The sequence below is a fragment of the Algoriphagus oliviformis genome, assembly GCF_017254915.1.
GTDB lineage: Bacteria > Bacteroidota > Bacteroidia > Cytophagales > Cyclobacteriaceae > Algoriphagus > Algoriphagus oliviformis.
Map to the genome: position 1 here is coordinate 928,833 of NZ_JAFKCT010000001.1, position 23,831 is coordinate 952,663.

26 protein-coding genes are annotated in these 23,831 nt (G+C 53.1%); 15 read left to right on the forward strand and 11 right to left on the reverse strand.

Translation table 11 applies throughout. From position 1 onward, the window contains the following. Positions 1 to 3: 3 nt before the first annotated feature. The 5 genes from J0A68_RS03990 to J0A68_RS04010 all read right to left on the reverse strand — a co-directional run bounded on the left by J0A68_RS03990 (position 4) and on the right by J0A68_RS04010 (position 3,712). On the reverse strand, positions 4 to 1,572 hold the full coding sequence (locus tag J0A68_RS03990; protein ID WP_206577220.1) for a glycerol-3-phosphate dehydrogenase/oxidase: 1,569 nt from the start codon (positions 1,570 to 1,572) through the stop codon (positions 4 to 6). 58 nt (positions 1,573 to 1,630) lie between these two features. After that, positions 1,631 to 2,128 carry a SixA phosphatase family protein gene (locus J0A68_RS03995; protein WP_206576889.1) on the reverse strand — a complete coding sequence of 166 codons (498 nt, stop codon included), beginning with the start codon at positions 2,126 to 2,128 and terminating at the stop codon, positions 1,631 to 1,633. Positions 2,129 to 2,137: 9 nt separating this feature from the next. Continuing rightward, on the reverse strand, positions 2,138 to 2,335 hold the full coding sequence (locus J0A68_RS04000; protein ID WP_206576890.1) for a hypothetical protein: 198 nt from the start codon (positions 2,333 to 2,335) through the stop codon (positions 2,138 to 2,140). Between the two features lie 92 nt (positions 2,336 to 2,427). Then, complete coding sequence (locus J0A68_RS04005; RefSeq protein WP_206576891.1) at positions 2,428 to 3,162, reverse strand: RluA family pseudouridine synthase; 735 nt, start codon at positions 3,160 to 3,162, stop codon at positions 2,428 to 2,430. A gap of 70 nt (positions 3,163 to 3,232) precedes the next feature. Then, the gene (locus J0A68_RS04010) at positions 3,233 to 3,712 is read right to left on the reverse strand and encodes a GNAT family N-acetyltransferase (protein ID WP_206576892.1); all 480 of its coding nucleotides are present in this window, start codon (positions 3,710 to 3,712) and stop codon (positions 3,233 to 3,235) included. A 70-nt stretch (positions 3,713 to 3,782) separates the two neighbouring features. Here J0A68_RS04010 and J0A68_RS04015 point away from each other — a divergent pair, with 70 nt between their 5' ends. The 4 genes from J0A68_RS04015 (at position 3,783) to lolA1 (ending at position 8,969) form a co-directional block, all read left to right on the forward strand. Continuing rightward, positions 3,783 to 4,553: a type III pantothenate kinase gene (locus J0A68_RS04015; RefSeq protein WP_206576893.1), complete on the forward strand. Its 771-nt coding sequence runs from the start codon at positions 3,783 to 3,785 to the stop codon at positions 4,551 to 4,553. Between the two features lie 90 nt (positions 4,554 to 4,643). After that, complete coding sequence (locus J0A68_RS04020) at positions 4,644 to 5,684, forward strand: quinone-dependent dihydroorotate dehydrogenase (RefSeq protein ID WP_206576894.1); 1,041 nt, start codon at positions 4,644 to 4,646, stop codon at positions 5,682 to 5,684. A gap of 54 nt (positions 5,685 to 5,738) precedes the next feature. Next, entirely contained in the window at positions 5,739 to 8,285 is a 2,547-nt protein-coding gene (locus J0A68_RS04025) for an FtsK/SpoIIIE family DNA translocase (protein ID WP_206576895.1), read from the forward strand. A gap of 33 nt (positions 8,286 to 8,318) precedes the next feature. Next, positions 8,319 to 8,969 carry an outer membrane lipoprotein periplasmic chaperone LolA1 gene (lolA1, locus tag J0A68_RS04030; protein ID WP_206576896.1) on the forward strand — a complete coding sequence of 217 codons (651 nt, stop codon included), beginning with the start codon at positions 8,319 to 8,321 and terminating at the stop codon, positions 8,967 to 8,969. 98 nt (positions 8,970 to 9,067) lie between these two features. Here lolA1 and J0A68_RS04035 read toward each other — a convergent pair whose 3' ends face one another. Genes J0A68_RS04035 through J0A68_RS04045 form a run of 3 tightly spaced genes read right to left on the reverse strand, consistent with a single transcriptional unit; the run spans position 9,068 to position 10,638 of the window. Next, positions 9,068 to 9,658 carry an anthranilate synthase component II gene (locus tag J0A68_RS04035; RefSeq protein WP_206576897.1) on the reverse strand — a complete coding sequence of 197 codons (591 nt, stop codon included), beginning with the start codon at positions 9,656 to 9,658 and terminating at the stop codon, positions 9,068 to 9,070. Continuing rightward, a complete protein-coding gene (locus J0A68_RS04040; protein WP_206576898.1) occupies positions 9,642 to 10,187 on the reverse strand; it encodes a CvpA family protein in 546 nt (181 codons plus the stop codon). Before J0A68_RS04040 ends, J0A68_RS04035 begins: the two co-directional genes overlap by 17 nt. 1 nt (position 10,188) lies before the next feature. Then, complete coding sequence (locus J0A68_RS04045; RefSeq protein WP_206576899.1) at positions 10,189 to 10,638, reverse strand: GatB/YqeY domain-containing protein; 450 nt, start codon at positions 10,636 to 10,638, stop codon at positions 10,189 to 10,191. A 58-nt stretch (positions 10,639 to 10,696) separates the two neighbouring features. On the opposite strand from J0A68_RS04045, the gene J0A68_RS04050 reads away from it, so the two are divergent. The 3 genes from J0A68_RS04050 (at position 10,697) to J0A68_RS04060 (ending at position 12,687) form a co-directional block, all read left to right on the forward strand. Further along, a complete protein-coding gene (locus tag J0A68_RS04050) occupies positions 10,697 to 11,413 on the forward strand; it encodes a pyridoxine 5'-phosphate synthase (RefSeq protein ID WP_206576900.1) in 717 nt (238 codons plus the stop codon). Positions 11,414 to 11,507: 94 nt separating this feature from the next. Continuing rightward, the gene (locus J0A68_RS04055; RefSeq protein ID WP_206576901.1) at positions 11,508 to 11,858 is read left to right on the forward strand and encodes a four helix bundle protein; all 351 of its coding nucleotides are present in this window, start codon (positions 11,508 to 11,510) and stop codon (positions 11,856 to 11,858) included. A gap of 70 nt (positions 11,859 to 11,928) precedes the next feature. Then, the gene (locus J0A68_RS04060) at positions 11,929 to 12,687 is read left to right on the forward strand and encodes an alpha/beta fold hydrolase (protein ID WP_206576902.1); all 759 of its coding nucleotides are present in this window, start codon (positions 11,929 to 11,931) and stop codon (positions 12,685 to 12,687) included. Between the two features lie 39 nt (positions 12,688 to 12,726). Here J0A68_RS04060 and J0A68_RS04065 read toward each other — a convergent pair whose 3' ends face one another. Both J0A68_RS04065 and J0A68_RS04070 read right to left on the reverse strand, forming a co-directional pair. Further along, positions 12,727 to 13,467, reverse strand: a complete 741-nt coding sequence (locus J0A68_RS04065) for a hypothetical protein (protein ID WP_206576903.1) — start codon at positions 13,465 to 13,467, stop codon at positions 12,727 to 12,729. 3 nt (positions 13,468 to 13,470) lie between these two features. Continuing rightward, positions 13,471 to 14,463, reverse strand: a complete 993-nt coding sequence (locus J0A68_RS04070) for a hypothetical protein (RefSeq protein WP_206576904.1) — start codon at positions 14,461 to 14,463, stop codon at positions 13,471 to 13,473. 187 nt (positions 14,464 to 14,650) lie between these two features. On the opposite strand from J0A68_RS04070, the gene J0A68_RS04075 reads away from it, so the two are divergent. From J0A68_RS04075 to J0A68_RS04110, 8 genes are all read left to right on the forward strand, one after another. Next, positions 14,651 to 15,361 carry an SAM-dependent methyltransferase gene (locus J0A68_RS04075; protein ID WP_206576905.1) on the forward strand — a complete coding sequence of 237 codons (711 nt, stop codon included), beginning with the start codon at positions 14,651 to 14,653 and terminating at the stop codon, positions 15,359 to 15,361. A gap of 3 nt (positions 15,362 to 15,364) precedes the next feature. Beyond that, the gene (locus tag J0A68_RS04080; RefSeq protein ID WP_206576906.1) at positions 15,365 to 16,435 is read left to right on the forward strand and encodes a dipeptidase; all 1,071 of its coding nucleotides are present in this window, start codon (positions 15,365 to 15,367) and stop codon (positions 16,433 to 16,435) included. Positions 16,436 to 16,527: 92 nt separating this feature from the next. Then, positions 16,528 to 17,859, forward strand: coding sequence for a hypothetical protein (locus J0A68_RS04085; protein ID WP_206576907.1), 1,332 nt, complete (start codon positions 16,528 to 16,530; stop codon positions 17,857 to 17,859). A gap of 248 nt (positions 17,860 to 18,107) precedes the next feature. After that, the gene (locus J0A68_RS04090) at positions 18,108 to 18,815 is read left to right on the forward strand and encodes an orotidine 5'-phosphate decarboxylase / HUMPS family protein (protein WP_206576908.1); all 708 of its coding nucleotides are present in this window, start codon (positions 18,108 to 18,110) and stop codon (positions 18,813 to 18,815) included. 5 nt (positions 18,816 to 18,820) lie between these two features. Continuing rightward, positions 18,821 to 19,864, forward strand: a complete 1,044-nt coding sequence (locus J0A68_RS04095) for a zinc-binding dehydrogenase (RefSeq protein ID WP_206576909.1) — start codon at positions 18,821 to 18,823, stop codon at positions 19,862 to 19,864. 1 nt (position 19,865) lies between these two features. Then, on the forward strand, positions 19,866 to 20,657 hold the full coding sequence (locus tag J0A68_RS04100) for an SDR family NAD(P)-dependent oxidoreductase (protein WP_206576910.1): 792 nt from the start codon (positions 19,866 to 19,868) through the stop codon (positions 20,655 to 20,657). A gap of 24 nt (positions 20,658 to 20,681) precedes the next feature. Continuing rightward, positions 20,682 to 21,569: a sugar phosphate isomerase/epimerase family protein gene (locus tag J0A68_RS04105; RefSeq protein ID WP_206576911.1), complete on the forward strand. Its 888-nt coding sequence runs from the start codon at positions 20,682 to 20,684 to the stop codon at positions 21,567 to 21,569. 120 nt (positions 21,570 to 21,689) lie between these two features. Further along, positions 21,690 to 22,568 carry an SMP-30/gluconolactonase/LRE family protein gene (locus J0A68_RS04110; RefSeq protein WP_206576912.1) on the forward strand — a complete coding sequence of 293 codons (879 nt, stop codon included), beginning with the start codon at positions 21,690 to 21,692 and terminating at the stop codon, positions 22,566 to 22,568. Between the two features lie 148 nt (positions 22,569 to 22,716). Here the strand turns inward: J0A68_RS04110 and J0A68_RS04115 are convergent, their stop codons facing one another. After that, a complete protein-coding gene (locus tag J0A68_RS04115; protein ID WP_206576913.1) occupies positions 22,717 to 23,745 on the reverse strand; it encodes a phenylalanine--tRNA ligase subunit alpha in 1,029 nt (342 codons plus the stop codon). Positions 23,746 to 23,831: the final 86 nt, after the last annotated feature.

Sequence of the window (23,831 nt, forward strand, 5' to 3'; positions counted from 1 at the left end):
TTTTTAGCTGGGCTTGATCAGGTATTTTTTTCCGGTAAGCTGAAAGTCCGCCAGCTCTTTTTCCAGCCAGACCTGGTCCTTTTCCAGCTCTTTGGCCATCAGTTGGGCGACTTTTGGGGCAGAATCGAGGGCCGCCTGGGCATCCAAGATCAGCATGCGGATGCGTCGGGAGAGGACGTCCTCGATTTTCACGGCCATCTCATGGCGGATGGCCCAGACGACCTCAGCCAGGATATGGGGAAAGTCCGGATGGATTTTCTCCGAAAGGCTGGAGTCAGCCTTGGCCAAATCCTGGATCAATTTTGCGTTGGAGCCATAGACCGACCAGTGCCCCTCCGGGATAGCCTTGGTGAATCCGTGCAACAAAATGTCCTTGGAAGTCGAGGGGGACAGTTTTTGGCCGGTGACCTTGGGATAGTAGTCGATGGTGTCTTCGCCCATTTTGCGAAAGGTCGTCCACTTGCCGCCGGTGAGGGATACTAGGCCGCTGTCGGAGACGATGACTTTGTGCGAACGGGAGATTTCCTTGGTTTTGGTGCTGCCTTCCTTGGGGCGGGCTAGGGGGCGCAGGCCTGCAAAGACCGCCTTCACATCGGCTCGGGTAGGCTTTCGCGTGAGGTAGCCCGCAGCGGTTTCCAGCACAAAGTCGATTTCCTTTTGCAAGGCTTCCGGTTCTAGCTTGGCTTTTTCGCGAAGGGTATCGGTCGTGCCCACGACCAGCTTTCCATGCCAGGGCACGGCAAAAAGCACCCTCCCATCCTTGGTTTTTGGAATCATGAGCGCGTCTTTGCCTCCCAAAAACTCCTTGTCCAAAACCAGGTGGATGCCCTGGCTCGGCTGGATGGTTTTAGGGGCTTCGGGATCGTCCATTTGTAGGATTTTGTCGGCAAAGACGCCCGTAGCGTTGACGACCATGCGGGCTTTGACCTGATGTGTATTTTGGGACAAAAGATCGTGGACGACCAAGCCCGAGATTTTTCCGGCTTTGTCTTTTTGGAGGGCGGTGACCTTGGTGTAGTTGAGGATGCAGCCGCCGGCATGGTCGGCAGTCTGGGCGATGGAGAGCGCCAGGCGGGCGTCGTCAAACTGTCCGTCGTGATAGACTATGCCGCCAAAGAGTCCATTGGGCTCGATACCGGGCATGCGTTTTAGCGTCTCTTCCTTCGAGATGTGCCGCGAGGGCCCTAGGCTGAGGTTGGCGGCCATGTAGTCGTACATCTTGAGACCGGCGCTGAACTGCACCCGATCCCAAAGGGTGTACACTGGAATGATGAAAGCTTGGTTTCCGGTCAGGTGGGGGGCGTTTTTGAGCAGACGGCCCCGCTCACGCAGCGCTTCCAGCACCAGAAAGACATCTCCCTGGGCCAGGTAGCGGACGCCCCCGTGGAGGAGTTTGGTGCTGCGGCTGGAGGTGCCTTTGGCGAAATCTGCTTTTTCAAAAAGTGCTACGGAAAGTCCCCTCGATACGGCGTCCAGAGCGACTCCCAATCCCGAAGCTCCTCCCCCGATCACGGCCACGTCCCATACTTTTTCGGAATCTTCGAGTTGCTTCAGGTTTTCGTTTCGATCCATTTTTCCATCAGAATGTCTTTTCAAGATAGAAGAATTGGATCATCAAAGGAATGATAGGCTAAAAATCCTTGTAAACTTTTCGGATCACCGAAGCGGCGTTTGGCTCTAGCGTGACGATGTAGATGTACTCATATTCCAAATCGGTAAGGTCGGCGTACTTTTCACCGTCTCCGACAAAGTAGTTGGCCAATTGGCTGACGGTATTGCTGTGGCCGACTACCAAAATATTGCCATCCAGGTTTCTCAGTTGCTCCACCAGGGCGTCGTGGTTTTTCGGATCGTAGGATTGAATAGGGACTCCGGCCTGCTTGGCTGTGGGCTCCACGGTGAGGCGGGTACGCTTGTAGTCCGTGGAGAATACATGTTTGATCTCTTGGTCTTGGACGATCTGGGCGAGCTTTTGCGCCCTCACCCCACCCACGTAGAGCAGTTCCGGGTCATTTCCCTCCAGCTGCTTTTCGGCATGGCGGACGATGTAGATCGTCTTGGGCTTGTTTTGGGAAGTGCAGGAGGCAAAAAGTAGCGCGAGAGAGAGAAGGAGAAAAAGGCTTTTCATGGTGTTAAATTATACCCCTTTGATCTGCTGGTTAGTTAGGCTAGACAGGCCGGCAGATTTTGCGGCGGCCTGTGTGTTTTTGAGAGCTTGGATTGCAAAATCCCGCGTGATCTTGTCCACCAATTCACTGAATTCCACGGTGGTTGCGTCGCTCAGTCCGTATCTTGAGAGGTCGTTTTGCTTGATTTTAACGGAAATAGTTTTCATGCTTTCTTGTTTATACCCCAATGTACTCAATTGGTTGCATTTCAAGAATGGTCAAACTTGTCCAAAATCCCTGACCGCCGCCGGCAATGCCTTTATCCGGAGTAAGTATTGTCCAGATGCTGGTCTTTGGCTCGGACTTCCTCAAACTCCAGGAATTGCTCCCAAAACTCCGATTCGGGCAGGGCGGCACGCATGTAGAGCTTTTCCTTCCGTACCGGATGGACAAAGATCAAGTGGAAGGCGTGCAGGTTGATGCTGGCGTCTGGATTTGGCTTGGCAAAGCCGTACTTGATGTCGCCGCGGATCGGGCAACCCATGGAGGCCAATTGCACCCGAATCTGGTGCGGTCGGCCGGAGATCGGACGGACTTCCAGCAGCCAGTGGTCGTTCATGTAGCCCAGGGTCTTGTAGTTCAGTTCGGCCTTTTGCGAGCCGGGCACTTCGCGGTCATGGGCGGTGACGACGTTCCGTACTTCGTCCTTGACCAGGTAGTGGGTGAGCTTGCCTTGTTCTTCTCTTGGCTTACGCTTCACGATCGCCCAATAGACCTTGTGGATGTCACGCTTGCGGAAGAGCTCCATCATCCGCTCCAAGCCCTTGGAAGTACGGGCAAAGGCCACCAGTCCACTCACCGGGCGATCCAGGCGGTGTACGGGATGGAGAAAAACGTCTCCAGGCTTGTTGTATTTCTCGGCGATGTAGTCCTTGCAGTAGTCGGTGAGCGTCTTGTCCCCGGTCTTGTCGCCCTGCACGAGGATGCCGGCCGCTTTGTTGACGATCAGGAGGTGGTTGTCTTCATAGACAACGGTGAATGGCTTCTTTCTCATAGTGAATCACAAAGGTAGGGAATATGTCGGATGCCCGATGTCCGATGTCGGAAGCATCGGTCATCTGACTTCAGGCACCCAGCAGCTTTTTGATCTCGTAATCCTGCAAATGCGCGTTGAGCCAGCCGGCTTCGAGTGCAGCGCCGTATTTTTTGTAAAAATTGATTGCCGGCTCGTTCCAGTCCAGCACCTGCCACATCATACCGGTGCAGTTGGCTTCGAGGCACTTGGCCATCACGCGGTCGAAAAGCAGCTTGCCCGCTCCATTGCCCCGCTCGGACTCGGTCACCACGATGTCCTCGAGGTAAAGCCTTTTTCCCTTCCAGGTGCTGTAGCGGTAGTAGTAGATGGCGATCCCGATGATTTCTCCGCTGCTTTGCTTTTCGCAGACAAAGAGTCCATAGACCGGATTGGTGCCAAAGCCGTCTTCTTTCATCAGTTCGAGCGTGTTGGTGACCTGCTCGGGGGCTTTTTCGTAGAGAGCCAGTTCTTTGATCAGTTCGAGGACTCGGGGGAGGTCTTCGACTTTGCCTTCGCGTAGGGAATACATAAGCAGAAAGGGGGGAGAGATTTGGTTATTACTTTTGTGAAGGCCTAAATTAGTCAAAACCTGAGAAAGAATGTTTTTAGCCATCGATGCGGGCAATTCCAATGTGGTATTTGCACTCTATGACCATAAAGCGGACAGGTGGACGAACCAGTTTCGGCTGGAAACCCACACGCCGAGGCTGATCTCCCAGCTGGGCAAGAAGGTGCCGCTGTACTTTCTGGAACATGGAATCCAACCTTCCCAGATCGAAAAAATCGGCTTCAGCTCCGTCGTCCCGGAGATCAATGCTATCATCGGGCAGTTTTGCCAGAGCTATTTTGGGCTTTCTCCCTATCTGATTTCTGCGAAAAGCTACGCAAAGCTTCCCGTCAAATCACTGCGCCCCAGCGAGATCGGTTCGGATCTGATGTGCAACGTGATGGCGGCCTACTCCAAGTTCCAAAGTCCCGTGATCGTGGTGGACTTTGGCACCGCGCTTACTTTTACTGCGGTGGATGCCGAGGGGAAAATCCTGGGGGTAAACATCGTTCCCGGTCTCCGAACGGCCATCAAGGCGCTTTTTGCCAACACCGCCAAGCTGCCCGAGGTGGAGCTGAAGCTCCCGGTGTCGGCTTTGGGACAAAATACCATCCACGCCATCCAGGCCGGAGTGCTCTACGGTTACACCGGACTGGTGAAGGGCATGGTCGAGACGATGGGAGCTGAGGCAAAACTGAAATTCAAAGTCGTCGCGACTGGCGGCTTGGCTTCGATTCTGACCAATCTGGAGACGACTTTTGACGAGGTGAACCCCAACCTGACGCTGGAAGGACTGCGGCTGATCACGGAGGCCAATTCCTGATTGGGGAAAAACCGGGGTCATCTTGCCTTCCGTTCCCGCTTTTCTCCCAGCATTTCCTAACTTTGGCCACCAAAATCCCCCCAACCCGCCGTGTACAAGTCCCTGATCAAGCCGCTTCTTTTTCTCAAAAACCCAGAAAGCGCACACCATACCACCTTCGACCTGATCCACCTGACTTTCAACCTGCCGGTCGCCAGTTCGATCGTCAGGTCGACTTTTGCACTGGATGATCCGAAGCTGGAGCGGGAAGTTTTCGGGCTTAAATTCAAAAACCCGGTGGGCTTGGCCGCGGGATTGGACAAGGATGCCAAGCTGATTGACGAGCTGGCGATGCTGGGCTTCGGCTTTATCGAGATCGGGACGTTGACCCCAAAACCGCAGGAAGGCAATCCCCTTCCTCGCCTGTTCCGCTTGCCGCAAGACAAATCCCTGATCAACCGTATGGGCTTCAACAACGGCGGCGTACTCGCGGCTGTGGAGCGACTGAAAAAGCGCAAGTCCGACGTGATCGTGGGCGGCAACATCGGCAAAAACAAGGTCACGCCCAACGAAAATGCGGTGGATGACTACCTCTACTGCCTGGAAGCGCTGCATCCCTATGTGGACTATTTCGTGGTCAACGTGAGCTCGCCCAATACACCCAACCTGCGCGACCTGCAGGAAAAGGAACCGCTCAAGCAGCTTCTCAGCGCCGTCAAGTCAGCCAACGACCAGAAGGCAAAACCCAAGCCCATCCTCCTGAAAATCGCTCCAGACCTGACCGATGGGCAGCTGGACGACATCGTGGAGATCGTGCGGGAGACGGGCATCGCGGGGGTGATCGCGACCAATACGACCATAGACCGTTCGGTTTTGACCACTCCGAAAGGGGAGGTGGAAGCCATCGGAGCCGGAGGAGTCAGCGGAAAAGTCTTGGCAAAACGGAGTACCGAGGTCATCCGATACCTGCACCAGAAGTCTGGGGGCGAGTTTCCCATCGTAGGAGTAGGGGGCATCTTCTCCCCTGAGGATGCCATCGAAAAGCTGGAAGCCGGCGCGAGTCTGGTCCAGGTGTACTCGGGCATGATTTATGAGGGCCCTAGCTTGATCAAAAAAATCAAAAAGGGACTTCTGGCATATTTTTCCCGGTAAGTTGTCTTTGTAGTAGCCAGTAGGCTAAAATTAAAATTGTACTTTCAAGCTTAAATGGCATCAGCATCCCCCGGCAAAAATACCTTTCGCAAGAAATCAGAAAACACCAAAAAGACCCCTCAGAAACCGAGTGGGCCTGGTTTTTCGCTTCCTAAGGTCCAGTTTAAGCAACTGAGCCTGACGCTGGGAATCGTCCTTATCTCTGCCTCTGTCTTTCTTTTTATCGCCTTTGTCAGCTACCTGATCAACGGGCCCGCAGACCAGAGCTTGGTCATGAACAATCCCGACCAGGCCATTCGCGACTCCGCCCGAGAGTCACAAAACTGGGTAGGCTACCTAGGTGCTCAAGCTTCGCATTGGCTGATTTACCGTTGGTTTGGCATCGCGGCGTTTTTGCTGCCACCCTTCCTGTTTTTGCTCGGCTTCCGCTGGACGTTCAAGTTTTCATTGGTATCCCTGACGCGATACTCCGTTTTTGCGCTCTTTTTCACCGCTTGGCTCGGACTGCTGATGGGCTACATCGTGATCTTGGTCGAGGGCTATTCCTATTGGAGTTTTCTTTCGGGGGGATTTGGATACGAGCTGGCCAAGCTCTCCAGCGACTTCTTGGGGATGGGGACATTCATCCTGATCGTTGGAGCCTTTTTGATCTTCGTGGTACTGTTCTTTGGCTTGGAGCAGTTGAATTGGTTTTCTCCCAAGACAGCTTCCGCCGAAGATCAGCTCGCCGAAATGGATGGAAAAAGCACCCGATCCAATCCTTTCCTCGACGCGGATGACAGCGGGAAGGAATTCTCCGACTCGCTGGACGACATTGAGGACGATGGCAGTACCTGGGAGGTGAAAAGTACGGCGGCGCCAGTGGCGGCAGCGGCTCCTACACCAGCTCCAGCGCCGAAGCAACCGGAGATTCCTTTTGACATTCCCGGCTTTGAAGAGGAGGAACTGCAGGAGGAGGAAGAAGATATTTTTGACGTGCCTCAGGTGAACCTCTTGGAAGAGGGGGCAGGGAAAACCAGCCCGATCCGGGACGGCAATTTCTCCATCAACAAGGCCGTCGAGGAAGAGAAGACTGCCGAGGAAGTCGAAAACCTCGATCCCTACGACCCTACCCTGGATCTGCCGAGGTACAAGTATCCGACACTGGACTTGATGAATGAGTATGACATCAAGAAGGTCACGGTCTCGATGCAGGAATTGCAGGAGAACAAGGACAAGATCGTCACGACTTTGGAAAACTTCCAGATCGGAATCCAGGGAATCCAAGCCACTATCGGGCCTACTGTGACGCTCTATGAGATCGTGCCAAACCCTGGCGTGAAGATCTCGAAGATCAAAAACCTCGAGGATGACATTGCCCTGAGCTTGGCGGCTCTGGGGATACGTATCATAGCACCGATTCCCGGCAAAGGTACGATCGGTATCGAAGTACCGAACAAAAACCGCGAGCTGGTGCCGGCAAGGGCTGTTTTGGGGACTGAGAAGTTCCTGAAGTCAGACAAGGATCTGCCGGTAGCCTTGGGGAAAACCATCTCCAACGAGGTTTTTGTCGCGGATCTAGCCAAGATGCCCCACCTGCTGATGGCGGGCGCGACGGGACAGGGAAAGTCCGTCGGGCTCAACATGATCCTCGCCTCGCTGATCTACAAGAAGCACCCTTCCCAGCTGAAGTTTGTCCTCGTCGATCCAAAAAAGGTGGAACTCACGCTCTTCAACAAGATCGAGCGCCACTTTCTGGCCAAGCTGCCGGGAGCCGAAGAGGCCATCATCACCGACACCAAGAAGGTCATCTACACGCTCAATTCCCTCTGTATCGAGATGGACAATCGGTACAATCTCCTGAAGGATGCCGGATGTAGAAACCTGAAAGAATACAACGCCAAGTTCATCGCCCGCAAGCTCAACCCGGAAAAGGGCCACTATTTCATGCCTTACATCGTGTTGGTAATCGACGAGTTGGCGGACTTGATGATGACTGCGGGCAAGGAGATCGAGGCACCGATTGCCCGTCTTGCCCAGCTGGCCCGAGCCATCGGCATCCACTTGGTGGTAGCTACGCAAAGGCCTTCCGTCAACGTGATCACGGGTATCATTAAAGCGAACTTCCCCGCTCGTCTTTCCTTCCGCGTGACTTCCAAAATCGACTCCCGTACCATCCTCGATGCAGGAGGTGCGGATCAGCTGATCGGCATGGGAGATATGCTGCTGTCCTTGGGCTCCGAGATGACGCGAATCCAGTGCGCCTTCCTGGATACGCCGGAGGTGGACGCGATCTGCGACTGGATCGGGGAGCAAAAGGGCTACTCCGATGCCTACCTTCTGCCTGAGTTTGTAGGGGAAGACGGGGAAAGCTCCGTCGCGGGAGTGGATCTGGATGATCGGGATCCACTTTTTGACGAGGCGGCGCGGCTGATCGTATTGCACCAGCAGGGCAGCACCTCGCTCATCCAGCGCAAGCTGAAGCTGGGCTACAACCGCGCCGGCAGGATCGTGGACCAGCTGGAAGCGGCTGGGGTCGTGGGCCCGTTTGAGGGTTCCAAAGCCAGAGAGGTACTGATACAGGATGAGGTTAGTTTGGAACGGTTATTGAACAGCCTGTAATCGCTGTTTCACAGTACAACCAGCCCAAATTCAATGAAGTCTCGTTCCCTTTCCCTGATTCTGATTTTTCTTTTTTGTGCCATCACGGCTTTTGCCCAAAAAGACCCGAAAGCCAAGGCCGTCCTCGACGACATGAGCAAGAAGTACCAAAGCATGAAGGGCTTCACGGCGGGCTTCGACTATACCTATCAGGATGCCGCCGGTACCGGAGATCGCCAGTCGGGCGAGATCGCGGTCAGTGGGGAAAAGTACCGACTCAAGCTGCCCGACCAGGAAATCTACAACGACGGCAAGACCGTCTGGACTTTTATCCAAACGGCCACCTACAAGGAGGTCACGATCAATGAAGCCTCACAGATGGAGGGCGAGCTGACCCCGTCCAACGTGTATAAGATGTACCAATCCGGATTCAACTACCGTCTCTTGGCGGACAAAACCTACCAGGGCAAGTCCGTGCATGTGGTGGAGCTGATCGCCCAGAAGCCTAATGCGCCCTTCAAGGAAGTGAAGCTCATGGTGGACAAAAGCACCAAGGATTTGTTGGGTTGGGAGATGTTTGACGGACAAGGCGGGATGTTTGCCTACTCCTTCAAAAATCTCAAAGCCGCACCCAGCCTCCCAGCCGATTACTTTGTCTTTGATGCCAAAAAATATCCGGGAATCGAGGTGATTGATTTGAGGTAATTTCGGGTTTGCCCTTAGACTGGGATATTGGCTAACGAAGAGCTTTAGTAAGGGCTCTTTTTTTGGATCGCAGAAGCGGACTCCAACTCAAAAAAAAATCAAATTTTCAACTTTGTAATTTTGGTGTCTTCAAATCCTTTCAGCCACCCCTTCACCAGCTCCAAACCATACTCTGTCAAATAGGCCTCTGGATGGTATTGGATTCCCAAGATCGGAAGTGTCCGATGGGCCATTCCCATGATTTCTCCCGATTCAGTTTCAAGTATGGATTCGAGACAGGCGGGTAGGTTTTTGAGCTGGAGTGAGTGATAGCGCGTGACGCTGAATTTCTCTGGAAGACTTTCGGTGAAAAAGTGGGGCTTGGTCTTCCGCACCTCGTGAACTTTGCCATGTACCGGAACGGCATTTTTCACCAGCTCCGCCCCAAAAAACTCCCCGATGGCCTGATGCCCTAGGCAAACCCCTAGCACAGGAACTCGGTCATGGTATTTTTCCAAAATCGCCATCAGGTGGCCTGAATGACTGGGGATGCCGGGACCGGGGGAAAGGATCAAGCCTCGGAAGTCCAGTTTTTCGAGCTCCGAGGGGTTGATGTCATTTCTGAGGATCAGCAGCTCCTCGCCGCTTTGGCGGATCAGATCCGCGAGAATATGACTGAAGGAATCGAAATTGTCAATCAGCAGCAGCATCCCGGAATCCGTCCACGATTTCTTCGACCGTCTTTTGCAAGTCCCCAATCTTGGGCACGATGGGCTCCAGCACCCAGATCACAGCTGGCGCCAGAGGCTCCACGTAGCCGAGATACTCGCTTTTGGCACTCCAGTCCTTGGGCATCTGGAGGTCAAAAAGATTGGCCAGCCAGAGAAAGAGACTGATGAAAAAAGCGCTCTTGACGATGCCGAGAATCGCGCCGCCCACGCTGTCCAGCCCGCCGAGCATGACCATATTCACCATCTTTTTCATCATCCATCCGGCGATCCCGACGATGGCCATGGTGATGCCGAAAACAATCAGGAAGGAAATGACCGGGAAGGCAAAGTTCAGCTCCTTGAGATGGCCGGCGAGGTACTTACTCACTGGCTCCATAAAATAGACACCTAGAATGATCGCCAAGACAAAGCCCACGAGTCCCATCACGGTGAGAAGCAATCCTTTCCTGTAGCCTTCGAAAGCTCCCAGGCCAATCAAAATCAACAGTATGATGTCGACCGTTGCCAAATCAGTTGTTTAGCAGTGCTTTGACCATGTCTGCGATAGCCTTGCCGTCGGCTTTTCCTGCCAGTCTTTTGGTAGCGCCCATCACTTTGCCCATGTCTTTGGGGCCAGCGGCACCCACTTCGGCGATGATGGCTTGGACCTCGGCTTTCAGTTCTTCTTCGGTCAGCGCTTTTGGCAGAAACTCCTGGATCACGGCCAGCTCGGCCATTTCCACGTCCAGCAGATCGGCTCTGCCCTGCTGCTGGTAGATGTCGGCGGAGTCTTTTCGTTGTTTGGCAGCTTTGGTCAGCAGCTTCATTTCCTCGTCCTCGGTGAGCTCGCCTTTGAATCCTTCCTTGGTTTCTTCCAAAAGGATCATGGATTTGATGGCACGCAGTGCGGTGAGGCGCACCTTGTCTTTTGCGATCATTGCCGATTTAATTTCCCCTTCTACTTTCTGCTTTAGAGCCATTAGTCCTAAGTTTGTGTTTCAAAAATTTTGGGTAAAAATACCCTTTTTCCCAGCAGATATGACTAAGCTGAGTGTAAATATCAACAAGATCGCCACCCTGCGCAATGCCCGGGGGGGCAACAATCCAGACGTGGTAAAGGTGGCTTTGGACTGTGAGCGATTTGGTTCCCAGGGGATTACAGTACACCCCCGTCCGGATGAGCGGCACATCCGCTACCAGGATGTGCTGGACCTCGCGCAGGTCGTGACCACAGAGTTCAACATCGAGGGCTACCCCGATCAGCGCTATATGCAACTGTGCCGGGAGGTGAAGCCTGCCCAGGCCACGCTTGTCCCAGATCCCCCGGATGCCATCACTTCCAATACCGGTTGGGACACGATCGCGCACCAGAGCCAGCTTCGTGACATCGTCGCCGAGCTCCGGTCTTATGGCTGCCGCGTGTCCATTTTCATCAATCCGGAGGCAAAATACTTCGAGCCCGCCAAGCTGACCGGTACGGATCGGGTGGAGCTCTACACGGAGCCTTATGCCTCGCTTTTTCCGAAGGATAGGGAAAATGCCGTGAAGCCCTACGTGGAAGTAGCCCAGCTGGCCAAAGAACTTGGCCTTGGCCTGAATGCCGGCCACGACTTGGACTTGCACAATCTGGCTTACCTCGCGCAAAGTATCCCCCATCTGGAGGAAGTCTCCATCGGCCATGCCTTGGTCTGCGACGCGCTCTACTATGGCCTGGAAAACACGATCCAGATGTATAGGAGGCAGTTGGAGATCTAGTCAACGGTCGACGGACGACGGTCGACCGCCTGTTTTGAAGAACTTCACTCCCTAAAAGAAACTCTAAAGCGTATGGCATTCAAATGGCATTCAAATGGCATTCAAATTTGAGAACTTAAGAGTGTGGGAGTTGGCGATTGATCTGTCGGCCGAAGTAAGCAAGTTGGTCAAGACCTTTCCAGCCGAAGAGCGATTTGTGCTGAGTACGCAAATGCAGCGCGCGGCGGATTCTGTCGCTCTGAACATTGCCGAAGGCTCCACGGGCCAGTCAAATGCAGAATTCAAGAAGTTTCTTGGATATGCCAATCGATCAGCCATTGAAGTGGTCAGCTGTTTGCATTTGGGTAGAAAACGAAACGTCATCACAGAGGACGGCTTTACGCGTTTGTACGCTTCCTTTGAAGGATTGATTATAAAAATTCAAGCACTGAAGAACTCATTTTAGAACCGAGTCGAATCTTAATTTCACCAGGAATCGGCTGTCGTCCGTCGACAGTCGACCGTTGACAAAAACAATGAAACTCAACTTTAAAAAAACCGGCTCTGGCCATCCCCTCGTCATCCTGCACGGGCTCTTTGGCTCGCTGGACAATTGGTTTTCCATCGCCAAGGAGTTGACGGAGCACTACACCCTCTACCTGGTCGATCAGCGAAACCACGGCGACTCCCCCCATGCGGATGCTTGGAACTACGACGTGATGGTGGAGGACCTGAAGGAGCTACTGGATGCAGAGGGCCTGGATAAGATCTATCTCATGGGGCATTCCATGGGAGGGAAGACGGTGATGAACTTTGCCGCGAAGTATCCCGAGTACATCGAAAAGCTCATCGTGGCCGACATAGCTCCCCGCTACTACGCTCCCCATCACCAGACCATCTTGGAAGGCCTGAATTCACTCGATCTGAAAGCCATCCAGTCGAGAAAAGAGGCCGACGAGCAGCTGGCCGTATATGTGCCGGAGCTCGGCACGCGGCAGTTTCTGCTCAAAAGCCTCACTCGCGGCGGAGAAGGCTTTGCCTGGAAGATCAATCTACCCGTGATCACCCAAAACATCGAAAATGTCGGCGAAGCACTTGCCGAGGGAAGCCAGTTTGACGGGCCCACCCTCTTCCTCGCGGGCGGCAATTCCAACTACATCCAGCAAAAGGACTTGCCTGACCTGGAAAAGCACTTCCCGAATTACCAGCTGGAATTCGTCGCCAATGCGGGCCACTGGCTTCACGCCGAGCAGCCCCACGCCGTGGTGGAGGAGATGCGGAAGTTTTTGAAATAGAAAAAGGGGGACTGGTGAATCCCCCTTTTAAATCCCTTGTTAGTTTTTCAGCTTCAGGGAGTACCCCAACTCCAAGGCCCAGAAATTCAGGTTGGTCGAATGGGTTACATGGTATTGCTCCCCGTCAAGGATGACCTCAGGGAAATCGCGTGCAACCACCGCGTCCATGAGTGTGACACCAAGGCTGCCTTTCAAGTAGATAGTGGATTTTTCGCCTACCGCATAGTGAAGCTCAACATTTGGTTTCACCAATGGGAAAACACGGTTTTCCACGATTTGCGATCCAGAAAATGTGAGGTCATAAAGCGGAACACTGGAGGTGGTTCCATCAGGATTCTTCTTGTCATTTCGCATGGTTTGAAATGATTTAGAATTTTCGTAAGTGAGATTGTCGCTTGGCATGAAGCCAATTCCAAATGCCAAATTAGCTCGAACAGAGAACTTGGCGGCATTCGGATTGTGGTTATAGCCAATTAGGGGTAAAATCGAGAAATGATGAATTTCCCCAATTCCATGTCGACCAACACCAAATTGAAAGCCGTTTCCATACCGATTTACCCCGAGGTCGATGCCGTAGATCAAGCCATTGTCCTTGATCGTTAACCCCGAAGCAGTGATAGACCATCCGCTGGTATTCACTGTTCTCAATCCATCTAGGTTGCCGCTATAGTCCCAAGTGATACTCGGAAAACCAAAAGAGAGGCTAAGCGCTTTCTGCGCAAATACTCCGGTGGGGACTGCCAGAAACACAAAGAGGGCTACAGCGATAGTTTTAATCATACGTTAAAACCCTTTGTCAATTCTGTATAAATCAAAATCCCAGTACGAAAATCCTCCAGCTCCATCACCATGGTTACCTCCAACTTCTACATAAAAGTGACTATCTAGCCTATAGGATTCCAAGCCCCTTGAGGAAGTATAATGAGTCTCTTCATAAACGTCGCTCCATTTTGAGTCACTGTCAATGTCTGATTGAGTACCAATGCTGTTTTTCTTGCTTTTGAACCAATAGTTCCAAGATATCTGAATGTCCGTGGGCTCTCCGCTATATAGAGGCGGGGAGTTTCTCTTCATGTGTTTTGCTTGGGAGAACAACTTGAAATAGACTCCTGCGGACTGATACACATGTTTGGCTTCAACCCGATATTCGTATCCATTGTCACCAGGAGTATTACTATCATACCTGCATTCATCCCAGTCGCAATTGGTTCCCACGGCCGCAATTCTTCTATTCTCTAAATCCGCTTTTTTCTTTGAAAGAATGGTTCCAGTCGAGCCCTCTTCCAACATTCCGATTACGTCGTCCTCGAAGGAAAAAAGATAGACTAACTCCGAGTCATAGTCACCTTCAATCAAAGAGGTTCTTAAAGAGAAATCCTCGGTCACTGCTACCAGTTTTCTAGCAAAATCCAAGTAAAACAATCGCTCACCGATGACAACTGTCTTTTCCTCGTCTAGAATATCAAGGATTAGCGAGCCTTCGTACTCTTTTAGCGCATTTGCTTCATCGTCAGAAAGTACTCTCGCATTTGCGGTCGCTTCTCTACTATGTACTAGCTTAGAAATTGACCTGAAGTCCAGCTCAGTGATTTGCTTAGGATTCTGGATAGCGCCTTCATACGCTTCGAAGTCCGCAAAGTTTAAGGTATTGTCCCTGATCTTTAACTTGTTTACAGTCGAGTGATCGGACAAGGATTCACTGGGATCAGAAATACAGCTCCCAACAATTGCCGCAGTCAGCAAAAAGCCGCTGAATTTTAAAATTTGTGTTTTCATAAAAGTATGTGAGATTAAATAGTTTGAGCTAAAAAAAAAAAAAAAAAAACTTAACTAAGCAATAGATCACCTAATTTACTTCCGAATATATTTCTCAACATCCTGATATTCAGTTGTTTAATTTTTTTTATAGCGAATGAAGTATAGTAGGCCTGCCCAATGCCATTTTTCTTACGAATTTTGCCTCATGCCCAAAGGAAAGCTTTTCTTGATTCCCAATGTTCTGGCCGACAACACGGCCCATTGGGTCATTTCACCCCAAGTACAGGAAGTCATCGCCCATACCAAGATCTTCCTGGTCGAAAACCCCCGCTCCGCCCGTCGCTACATCTCCAGCCTCAAACTGGGCGTGAATCTCGAGGAGGTTCACATGGAAATCCTGGACAAGGGGACTCCGCCCGAATACATCAACCGACTCATGCAGCCCCTGATGAACGGGGCCGACATAGGCGTGATCTCTGAGGCGGGTTGCCCTGGCATCGCCGATCCGGGTGCTTTGGCCGTGGACTACGCCCACCAAAAAGGCATTCAAGTCGTACCGATCTCGGGGCCCAGCTCCATGTTTCTGGCGCTGATGGGCTCGGGATTTTCCGGGCAGTCCTTTGCTTTTCATGGCTATCTGCCCATTGACAAAAAGGAAAGAGCCTTGGCCCTAAAGAAACTGGAAGCCGAATCTCTGAAGGAAAGACGAAGCCAGATTTTCATGGAAACCCCTTTCCGCAATAACCAACTGCTGGAAGACCTCCTTGCCCACCTCGCTCCGCAGACCAAGCTGTGCATCGCCAAAAACCTCACGGCGGCTGACGAATTTATCCAAACCAAAACCATCGCCGATTGGAAAAACCATCCTGTCGACCTGCATAAAATCCCCACTGTTTTTGTCCTCCAAAGCTTCTAAGCCATGCTGACCTTTGATGCCCACCTTGACCTGAGTATGAATGCCCTCGAGTGGAACAGGGATCTTTCCAGACCTGTCGCCGAGATCAATGCCCGGGAGAAAGGGCTGAATGACAAGCCGGATCGTGGCAAAGCGACGGTGTCCCTCCCCGAGCTGCGCAAAGGAAACATCGGCTTGGTCGTCTCCACCCAGATCGGACGCTACGTCGCGCTCGACAATCCACTTCCGGGATGGCATTCCCCGGAACAGGCTTGGGCGCAGACGCAAGGGCAGCTCGCTTGGTATCAGGCTATGGTGGAAAAGGGCGAAATGACCCAGATTCGCAATTTGGCGGAGCTGGAAAGGCACGTTGCTTTTTGGAATGACGGAAATGAAAACAGGTCGAAACCCGTCGGCTTCATCCTTTCCCTCGAGGGAGCGGATTCGATCGTGAACCTGGACTATCTGGAAAAAGCCTACGAAAGTGGCCTCCGGGCCTTGGGCCCGGCACACTACGGACCGGGTCGGTATGCCTTTGGCACGGATGCCTCGGCTCCGCTAAGCCAGCAAGGAAAGGAGTTGGTCAAAAAAATGGATGAGCTCGGCATCATTCTGGACGCAACGCATCTCTGCGATTTGGCCTTTTGGGATGCGCTGGAGATCTACCAGGGGCCGGTCTGGGCCAGCCACAACAACGTTCGGGCTTTGGTCGATCACAACCGGCAGTTTTCCGACGAGATGATCAAGGCCTTGGTGGATCGCGGCGCGGTGATAGGTGGCGCCTTTGATGCCTGGATGCTCAGCCCCGGCTGGGTCAGGGGAAAATCGACTCCCAAAGAGCGTAACGTCACCATCTCTACTGTCTTGGATCACCTCGACCATATCTGCCAGATCGCCGGCAATGCCAACCATATCGGCATCGGCTCAGACCTCGATGGGGCCTTCGGTACGGAGCAAAGTCCCGCCGACTTGGAGACCATCGCCGATTTGCAAAAAATCCCCGACCTGCTTCGTCAAAGAGGCTACGCTGAGTCGGACGTGGAAAAAGTCATGCACGGCAACTGGCTACGCTTTTTAAAAAGAGCTTGGGTGTAGGCAATAAATAAATGAGTGGTATCGTTGCTTATCGTTTGCATAAATAATTCTAATTGAATTATTTGCGCATTAGTATCACCAACCCCCCACCCATGAATTTAAAAAATCTACTCCTTTTCTTTGTTTTCACCCTGATTGCTTTCACTTCTTTTTCACAAAAACTAATGCTTACCGCGGATCAATCCGACGCAAAATTCATCTTGCTGAACGACTATGACGACTCCGACAAGATGGAACTGGGCACCGGAACCGTGGAGCTGAAGCTGGAAAAAGACAGCAAAAACCGCGTGAAAATCGTCAAGCCCGGCTACCAGGCCGTGATCAAAGAGTACAACAAAGACCTCAAGTGGGACAAAGAGCAGCGTATTGCCCTGACTACCCGTCAGGTGGACATCACCGCCGAGCCCTTTGACGCGGAGATCCTCGTGGATGGACGTGTGATCGGCAGCAAGGCCATCTACCTCTACGTCCAAAAGGATCGATTCCTCACCCTTGAAGTCAAAAAGCCAGGCTACATGCCCGTGACCAAGGTTTACTACAACCAGCCGGACAAGGAAACGCCTCCTTTTAAAGACCACTTTGTCCTGAAGGATCGTCAGGTTCGTTTGGAGGTTTTTCCTGCCGACGCCAACGTGTCCGCAAACGGAATCACCCTCGGCAAAGGGAACCAAGATATCAGAGTTCCTTTTGGGGACTGCGTGACAGTTACCGTGACCAAAGAAGGTTTTGTGAACTACGAAAAAGTACTCTGCAACAAAGAGGGCGACCCAGAGCCTCCTGTCCGTGACAAGGCGGTATTGGAAGACAGATTGGTGAAGATCACCACAGCGCCAAATGACGCGGCAATCGAGATCGGCGGCAAGCGTGTAGGCAATGGCTCCTATGACCTGAAGGTCGCCAAAAACTCCTGCGTGGAGATCCGCGTGAGCAAAGACGGTTTCATCCGCTATGTGAAAAACTACTGCAACCAAGCCAACATGCAGGAGCCGCCCGCTTCTGACTTCCTGGAAATGGTGGTGGACGAAGCCTATACATCCTCCGTCTCCTCCGACTTGGCCAACGTACGGATCACCGTCCCGGTAAATACCGCCCATTCTCCTGAGGCTGCCTGGAAAATCCTCAGCTCCATCATTACCGGCTACTTTGATATCTTGGAGACGGTGGACTACAATACCGGCTACCTGACCACTTCCTGGCAGGTGCAAAACTTCCAGTCCAGCATCATCCGTACCCGCGTGATCGTCTCCAGCGGAGGCAACTCCGACCAGCTGGCCTACGCAGTGAAGCTCATCAGCCAGGAGGCGTATCTGGATGGGAAAAACCAAGTGACCGTCAAAGACGACGAGCGCTTCCAAGATTGGGCGAGAATTCTGAAGAAATACGACGGCCTAATCCAAGAGATCCAGGCTCGCTTGCAAAACTAAAGGAAGGCCCTACGGCCCTCCCTCTCAATGACCCCCGGCAGTTTCCTGCTGGGGGTTTTTCTTTTTTGGATGGGGCCAAGTCGGTAGCATTCGGGACAGCCGTCTTTTTTTTACTGGGGAAAAGCTGCGGAAAAACAGCCGGTGTGAGCCCTTGGCATTAGTCCTTTCCCTACAGACCGGGGTATTATCTGAAGGAATAATGTATAAATTGACTTCCGCCCATTTTTCAATCAAAACCCAAAAACAACATGAAACCTATAGTACAGATTTCCCTGGATCTGACGAATATCGACGAGGCGCTGGAAACCGCCGCCCTTGCTATGAGGGCAGGCGTGGACTGGCTGGAGGCTGGCACTCCGCTTATCTTGGCAGAAGGCCTTCATGGCGTGAGGAAGCTTCGGGAGGCCTTTCCGGGCGTGCCCATCGTGGCTGACCTCAAGACCATGGATGGCGGCTACCTCGAGGCAGAGATGATGGCCAAAGCTGGCGCCACCCACGTGGTGGTGATGGCCCGCGCACATGCCGAAACGATCAAATGCGTGGTAAAGGCAGGGCGGGACTTTGGCGTCAAAGTGATGGGCGACAATATGATCTGTCCCGATATGATCCAGGGCGCGAAGTTTTTGGAAGACCTGGGCTGCGACTACGTCATCCACCACATCGGCTATGACGAACGCCGTGGAATTGCCGCCGCAGGCCATCGCATGCCAAGCCCTCTCGACCAGCTGCGCGAAGTCGTCTCGGCGGTGGATATCCCCGTGCAGGCAGTAGGCGGCCTCTCCCTGGAGCAGGCCATCCAATGTCCGCAATACGGCGCCCCGCTCGTCGTACTTGGAGCTCCGCTTACGATCGATGCGGATTCTTTTAAAACCGCCGACGGTAACCTGGAGAACTCACTTCGGATGATCTGCCAAGCGATCCACGCCCAAGAAACTGTCGTACCCCAAAAAGCCTAAAACCCATGTCCAGCACCAAAAATGCGGCAGTAGTCAACTACTCCGAACAAAAATACTCCGTCGAAATCCGTGAAATCCCCGTGCCTGAGATCGGTGAGGAAGATATCCTCCTCGAAGTGGAAAATGTGGGGGTCTGCGGTAGCGACCTCCACCAGTGGACTTCCGACCACAGCTGGCCGGTGAATTATCCGGTCGTCTTGGGGCATGAGTTTGGGGGAAAAATCGCCGCCCTCGGAGCGAGAGTCGCAGGTTGGAAAGTCGGCGACCGCGTGGTCTCGGAGACTGCCGCCGTGATCGACCAGCAAAATCCCATGAGCAAGGTCGGACTCTATAACCTGGATCCCACCCGGAAAGGCTTTGGCTACGGGGTCAACGGAGCGATGACCCGCTTCGTCAGGGTGCCGGCAAGGTGCCTACACAACGTCCCTGCAAACCTTTCTTTCGAAGAGGCCTGCCTCACCGAACCCTGTTGCGTGGCTTACAATTCCGTCGTCGGCAATTCCAACATCAAACCGGGCGACCGGGTGATCGTCATTGGCCCTGGGACGATTGGGATACTTTGTGCAGCCATGGCGAGACTCTGCGGAGCGGAAGTGGGCGTGTTGGGTCTGGAAGGGGATCGCGCAAGGCTGGAAATCGCCAAACAAGCCTATGGCTGCGAGCCGCTTGTCGGCGAGGAAGCCGCCGAAGCCTGGGCGAAAAAGCGCGACGGCCTCGGCGCCGATCTGATCATCGACGCGGCGGGGCACAGCATCACGCTGAAAATCGCCATGAAAATCGTCCGACCCAACGGGCAAATCACCAAAGTGGGCTGGGGCCCTCAGCCGCTCAACTTCTCCATCGATCCCATCGTGCAGAAAAACATCCGTCTCCAGGGCAGTTTCAGCCACAACTGGCCCATCTGGGAGCGTGTGATTGCACTTTTGGCAAGTGGCGCGTTGAACGTGAAGCCCATCATCGGCGGCGTATGGCCCATCACGGAATGGCATGAGGCTTTTGAAAAAATGCACAGCGGCCAAGTCGTCAAGTCCGTCCTGAAACCTGTCTGACATGCGTCTCAAAGGAAAAGTCATCATCGTCACCGGCAGCACCACCGGGATAGGCAAAGCCATCGCCAAGCGCTGTGTGGAGGAGGGCGCCAAAGTGGTTCTTCATGGATTGGAGGACGAGCTTGGCCGGGAGGTTCTTGATGAGATTGGAGGGAAAAACGCCCTGTTTCACTGTGAAGACATCTCGGCGGAGACTTGCCCTAGAGCGCTGGTCCGGCTGGCTTTGGAGGCTTTCGGCCGACTGGATGCCGTGGTCAACAATGCCGCCTGGGTCGTCACCTCCAACGTGAACAATACGGACCGGGCTTTTCTCCAAAAAATCCTAGACGTCAACACCATCTCGCCTTTTCTCCTCATCCAGGAAGCGCTACCAGAACTGGCAAAAAACAAGGGCTGTGTGCTCAATATCGGTTCGGTCAACGCCTGGAGCGGGGAGCCTAACCTCTTGGCCTATTCCATGTCCAAAGGCGGGCTGATGACCATGACCCGCAACCTGGGCGATGTTCTCATCCGCGACTTTGGCGTCCGCGTCAACCAGATCAATCCCGGCTGGGTCTTGACCGAGCGGGAACGGGAGCGCAAAAAGGAACACGGCCTCTCCGAGTCTTGGTACGAAGGCTTACCCTCCATCTATGCTCCCGCGGGCCGCATTCTTTGGCCGGAGGAAATCGCCGCCGCAGCCATCTACTGGCTTTCTGACGAAAGTGGCCCCATCAGCGGGCAAGTCGTCGACCTCGAGCAATATCCCATGATCGGCAGGAATGCCCCCAAAGACACCAGCACAATCAAATAACCCCTCAAAAACCCCAAACTCAACATGCCAAAATTAGCAGCGTTTCCAAAGGCCTTTATGCAGGCCCTTTGCAAGGACGGAAGTATGAAGATCGCCGACTGGATCAAGTTGGCAGCACCGTTGGATATCGACGGGCTGGAGTGGTATGCGGGTTTTTTGGAGATGGAAAACGAGAAAAACTGGCCTCAGTTTCGCCGAATGGTGGCCGATGCCGGCATGGTCATCCCCATGATGTGCTGCTCGCCGGATTTTACCCATCGGGACAAGGCCTTCCGGGAAAAGGAAATCGAAAAGCAAAAGCGCTGGATCGAGATGACCGACGTGCTGGGCGGGAAGTATTGCCGAGTGCTCTCGGGCCAATACCGTCCCGAGCTGTCAATCGATGAGGGCATCAAGCTCGCCAAGGACAGCATCGAGGCTTGCCTGCCCTATGCGCAATCCCTGGGGATCACGCTGATCATCGAAAACCACTACAAGGACGACTTTTGGGAATACCCTGAGTTTGCACAGAAGCGGGCCATCTTCACCAAGCTGGTGGACAGCATCCACCATCCTTTCTTCGGGGTGAACTACGATCCGAGCAATACTTTCCTCGCCGGGGAAGATCCCCTGGACTTGCTCTACGACGTATCCGAGCGGGTGGTGACCATGCATGCGAGCGACCGCTTTCTGAAGTATGGCACCATCGAAGATCTTCGGAAAGAAGAGGGCGGAGCGGTAGGCTACGCCAAGCGCCTGAGCCACGGAGAAATCGGCAAAGGAATGAACGACTACGATGCGATTTTCGCAGAACTGAAGCGGGTCGGTTTTGACTCCTGGATCAGTATCGAAGATGGGGTTGATGGCATGGACCAGCTGGAGCGCAGTGTGGCTTTTTTGAAGAAAAAGATCGCGCAGTACTGGCAGAATTGATTTACGAGATACGATGGACGAATTGCGGCGCCCTTGATTTAAGCTATGCCTAATCAAGAGGTTTGACGTCTTTTCAATCTTTCAATTTTCCAATTTTAAAATCTTTCAATTCTGAGCACTTTGCAACCTTCCAACATTCCCACCATCCCCTCCCAATGCTTCCTCGGTGAAGGCCCACTCTGGCACACTGGGCGGCAGAGTTTTTTCTGGGTGGACATCGAAAAGGGCAACCTCTTTGAACACCACCTCGCTACCTCTGTCACGAGGACGCGGCATTTTCCCCATCGCCTGGCGGTGGTATTGGAAGGGAAGGACGGCAAACTGATCTTGGGTCTGGATAGGCAGCTGGCCCGCTTCGACCTGGAAACCGAAGAGCTGGAATGGCTCTGTGGGGTGGAGGAAAACCTTCCACTACATCGCTTCAACGACGGAAAGGTCGATCCTGCGGGTCGGATCTGGATCGGCACGCTCAGTACCAAATTTACCGAAGGCGCAGGGAGTCTATATCGTGTTAGGCAGGATTTGAAACCGGTCGTTCAGTTGCCAAACCTGACGATCAGCAATGGCATGGCCTGGACTGAAGACGATCGGACTTTCTATTTTATTGATACGCCAACCCGGCAGATTCGGGAATTTGATTTCGACCTGGAATCGGGCGAGATCCGCTTTCGCAGGGTCGCTGTGGAGGTGCCAGAGGACTTGGGCTTTCCCGATGGGATGTGCATAGACCAGGAAGGCATGCTCTGGGTAGCGCATTACGGCGGATCAGGGGTTTTTCGCTGGAATCCAAAAAACGGCGAACTAGTCGACAAGATTACCCTGCCCGTCCCTCACGTCACTTCCTGCTGCTTTGGAGGAGAAAACCTGGACACACTTTTGATCACCACGGCTCAAGAAAACCTCTCTCCCGAACAGCTGAAAAAATACCCACAAAGCGGGGATGTTTTTTTGGTGAAGTTGGGTGTCAGAGGATTTCGGTCTAGCCTAGCTTGCTTTTAATTTTTTCCCACAGATGCTCACGGATTAATTCACAGAGCAGCACAGATCTTTCAATTTCCACTTTCTCTGTGAAAAATCCGTGATCTTTTCTGTGTTGATCTGTGGGGAACAAAAAAGGCCAATCTTCCGATCAGCCTTTCCTTTTATACTATAGCATCGGCCTAAACTGCCTCAGGAACCGGACGTCATTTTCGGTAAAGAGGCGCAGGTCCTTGATTTGGTATTTCAGCATCGCGATGCGCTCGATGCCCATCCCGAAGGCGAAGCCCGTGTATTTTTTGGAGTCGATTCCACAGTTTTCCAGCACGTTTGGATCGACCATGCCGGAGCCGCCGATCTCCACCCAGCCGCTGCCTTTGCAGACGTTGCAGCCCTTGCCGCCGCAGATCAGGCAGGAGATGTCTATCTCTGCGCTAGGCTCGGTGAAAGGGAAAAAGGAGGGTCTAAACCTCACCTTGGTCTCCTTGCCAAACATTTCCTTGGCGAAGTGGTAAAGCGTGTTTTTCAAATCCGCAAAGCCCACGTTTTCATCCACGTACAAGCCCTCCACTTGGTGGAAGATGCAGTGCGCGCGTGCAGAGATCGCCTCGTTTCGGTACACGCGTCCTGGAGAAAGCGTACGGATAGGCGGCTTTTGGTTTTCCATCACACGCACCTGCACGGAGGAAGTGTGGGTGCGGAGGGCGATATCGGGATTTTTCTCGATGAAAAAGGTGTCCTGCATTTCCCGCGCCGGATGGTTTTCCGGAAAGTTGAGCGCGGTGAAGTTGTGCCAGTCGTCTTCGATCTCCGGCCCTTCGGAGAGGTTGAATCCGATGCGCTCGAAGATCTCCACGATGCGTTGACGAGTAGCCGTCAGCGGATGAATCCCTCCCAGCGGGTAGTTGGAAGGAGGCAAAGTCAGGTCTATGGCGGCCGCTTTGGACTTCTTGTTGGCCGAATTGACCTTGTCGATCAGCTCTTGGAATTTCTCCTCAGCCAGCTGCTTCACGCTGTTGACGACCTGTCCATAGGCGCGTTTTTCCTCATTGGGGATCTTGCCCATAGCGGCAAAAAGCTCACCGACGACGCTCTTTTTGGAAATAAACTCCATTCTGTAGCTCTCCAGCTGCTCTGGGGTGGTGGCATCGGCCGCGGCTATGGCCGCCTTGATCGCTTCGATTTTCTCCTGGTACATGGGGTTGGGATTTAATCCGGCCACAAAGCTACCATTTTTGGGGTTTTTTGGGCAAAAGCAGGGAGAGGAAGTCCGAGTCCATTTGC

What these genes read in the sequence shown, in the direction of transcription:
- J0A68_RS03990 (WP_206577220.1), bottom strand. Translation starts at nt 1,572, where the DNA reads ATGGATCGAAACGAAAACCTGAAGCAACTCGAAGATTCCGAAAAAGTA.
- J0A68_RS03995 (WP_206576889.1), bottom strand. Translation starts at nt 2,128, where the DNA reads ATGAAAAGCCTTTTTCTCCTTCTCTCTCTCGCGCTACTTTTTGCCTCC.
- J0A68_RS04000 (WP_206576890.1), bottom strand. Translation starts at nt 2,335, where the DNA reads ATGAAAACTATTTCCGTTAAAATCAAGCAAAACGACCTCTCAAGATAC.
- J0A68_RS04005 (WP_206576891.1), bottom strand. Translation starts at nt 3,162, where the DNA reads ATGAGAAAGAAGCCATTCACCGTTGTCTATGAAGACAACCACCTCCTG.
- J0A68_RS04010 (WP_206576892.1), bottom strand. Translation starts at nt 3,712, where the DNA reads ATGTATTCCCTACGCGAAGGCAAAGTCGAAGACCTCCCCCGAGTCCTC.
- J0A68_RS04015 (WP_206576893.1), top strand. Translation starts at nt 3,783, where the DNA reads ATGTTTTTAGCCATCGATGCGGGCAATTCCAATGTGGTATTTGCACTC.
- J0A68_RS04025 (WP_206576895.1), top strand. Translation starts at nt 5,739, where the DNA reads ATGGCATCAGCATCCCCCGGCAAAAATACCTTTCGCAAGAAATCAGAA.
- lolA1 (WP_206576896.1), top strand. Translation starts at nt 8,319, where the DNA reads ATGAAGTCTCGTTCCCTTTCCCTGATTCTGATTTTTCTTTTTTGTGCC.
- J0A68_RS04035 (WP_206576897.1), bottom strand. Translation starts at nt 9,658, where the DNA reads ATGCTGCTGCTGATTGACAATTTCGATTCCTTCAGTCATATTCTCGCG.
- J0A68_RS04045 (WP_206576899.1), bottom strand. Translation starts at nt 10,638, where the DNA reads ATGGCTCTAAAGCAGAAAGTAGAAGGGGAAATTAAATCGGCAATGATC.
- J0A68_RS04050 (WP_206576900.1), top strand. Translation starts at nt 10,697, where the DNA reads ATGACTAAGCTGAGTGTAAATATCAACAAGATCGCCACCCTGCGCAAT.
- J0A68_RS04055 (WP_206576901.1), top strand. Translation starts at nt 11,508, where the DNA reads ATGGCATTCAAATTTGAGAACTTAAGAGTGTGGGAGTTGGCGATTGAT.
- J0A68_RS04060 (WP_206576902.1), top strand. Translation starts at nt 11,929, where the DNA reads ATGAAACTCAACTTTAAAAAAACCGGCTCTGGCCATCCCCTCGTCATC.
- J0A68_RS04065 (WP_206576903.1), bottom strand. Translation starts at nt 13,467, where the DNA reads ATGATTAAAACTATCGCTGTAGCCCTCTTTGTGTTTCTGGCAGTCCCC.
- J0A68_RS04070 (WP_206576904.1), bottom strand. Translation starts at nt 14,463, where the DNA reads ATGAAAACACAAATTTTAAAATTCAGCGGCTTTTTGCTGACTGCGGCA.
- J0A68_RS04075 (WP_206576905.1), top strand. Translation starts at nt 14,651, where the DNA reads ATGCCCAAAGGAAAGCTTTTCTTGATTCCCAATGTTCTGGCCGACAAC.
- J0A68_RS04080 (WP_206576906.1), top strand. Translation starts at nt 15,365, where the DNA reads ATGCTGACCTTTGATGCCCACCTTGACCTGAGTATGAATGCCCTCGAG.
- J0A68_RS04085 (WP_206576907.1), top strand. Translation starts at nt 16,528, where the DNA reads ATGAATTTAAAAAATCTACTCCTTTTCTTTGTTTTCACCCTGATTGCT.
- J0A68_RS04090 (WP_206576908.1), top strand. Translation starts at nt 18,108, where the DNA reads ATGAAACCTATAGTACAGATTTCCCTGGATCTGACGAATATCGACGAG.
- J0A68_RS04095 (WP_206576909.1), top strand. Translation starts at nt 18,821, where the DNA reads ATGTCCAGCACCAAAAATGCGGCAGTAGTCAACTACTCCGAACAAAAA.
- J0A68_RS04100 (WP_206576910.1), top strand. Translation starts at nt 19,866, where the DNA reads ATGCGTCTCAAAGGAAAAGTCATCATCGTCACCGGCAGCACCACCGGG.
- J0A68_RS04105 (WP_206576911.1), top strand. Translation starts at nt 20,682, where the DNA reads ATGCCAAAATTAGCAGCGTTTCCAAAGGCCTTTATGCAGGCCCTTTGC.
- J0A68_RS04115 (WP_206576913.1), bottom strand. Translation starts at nt 23,745, where the DNA reads ATGTACCAGGAGAAAATCGAAGCGATCAAGGCGGCCATAGCCGCGGCC.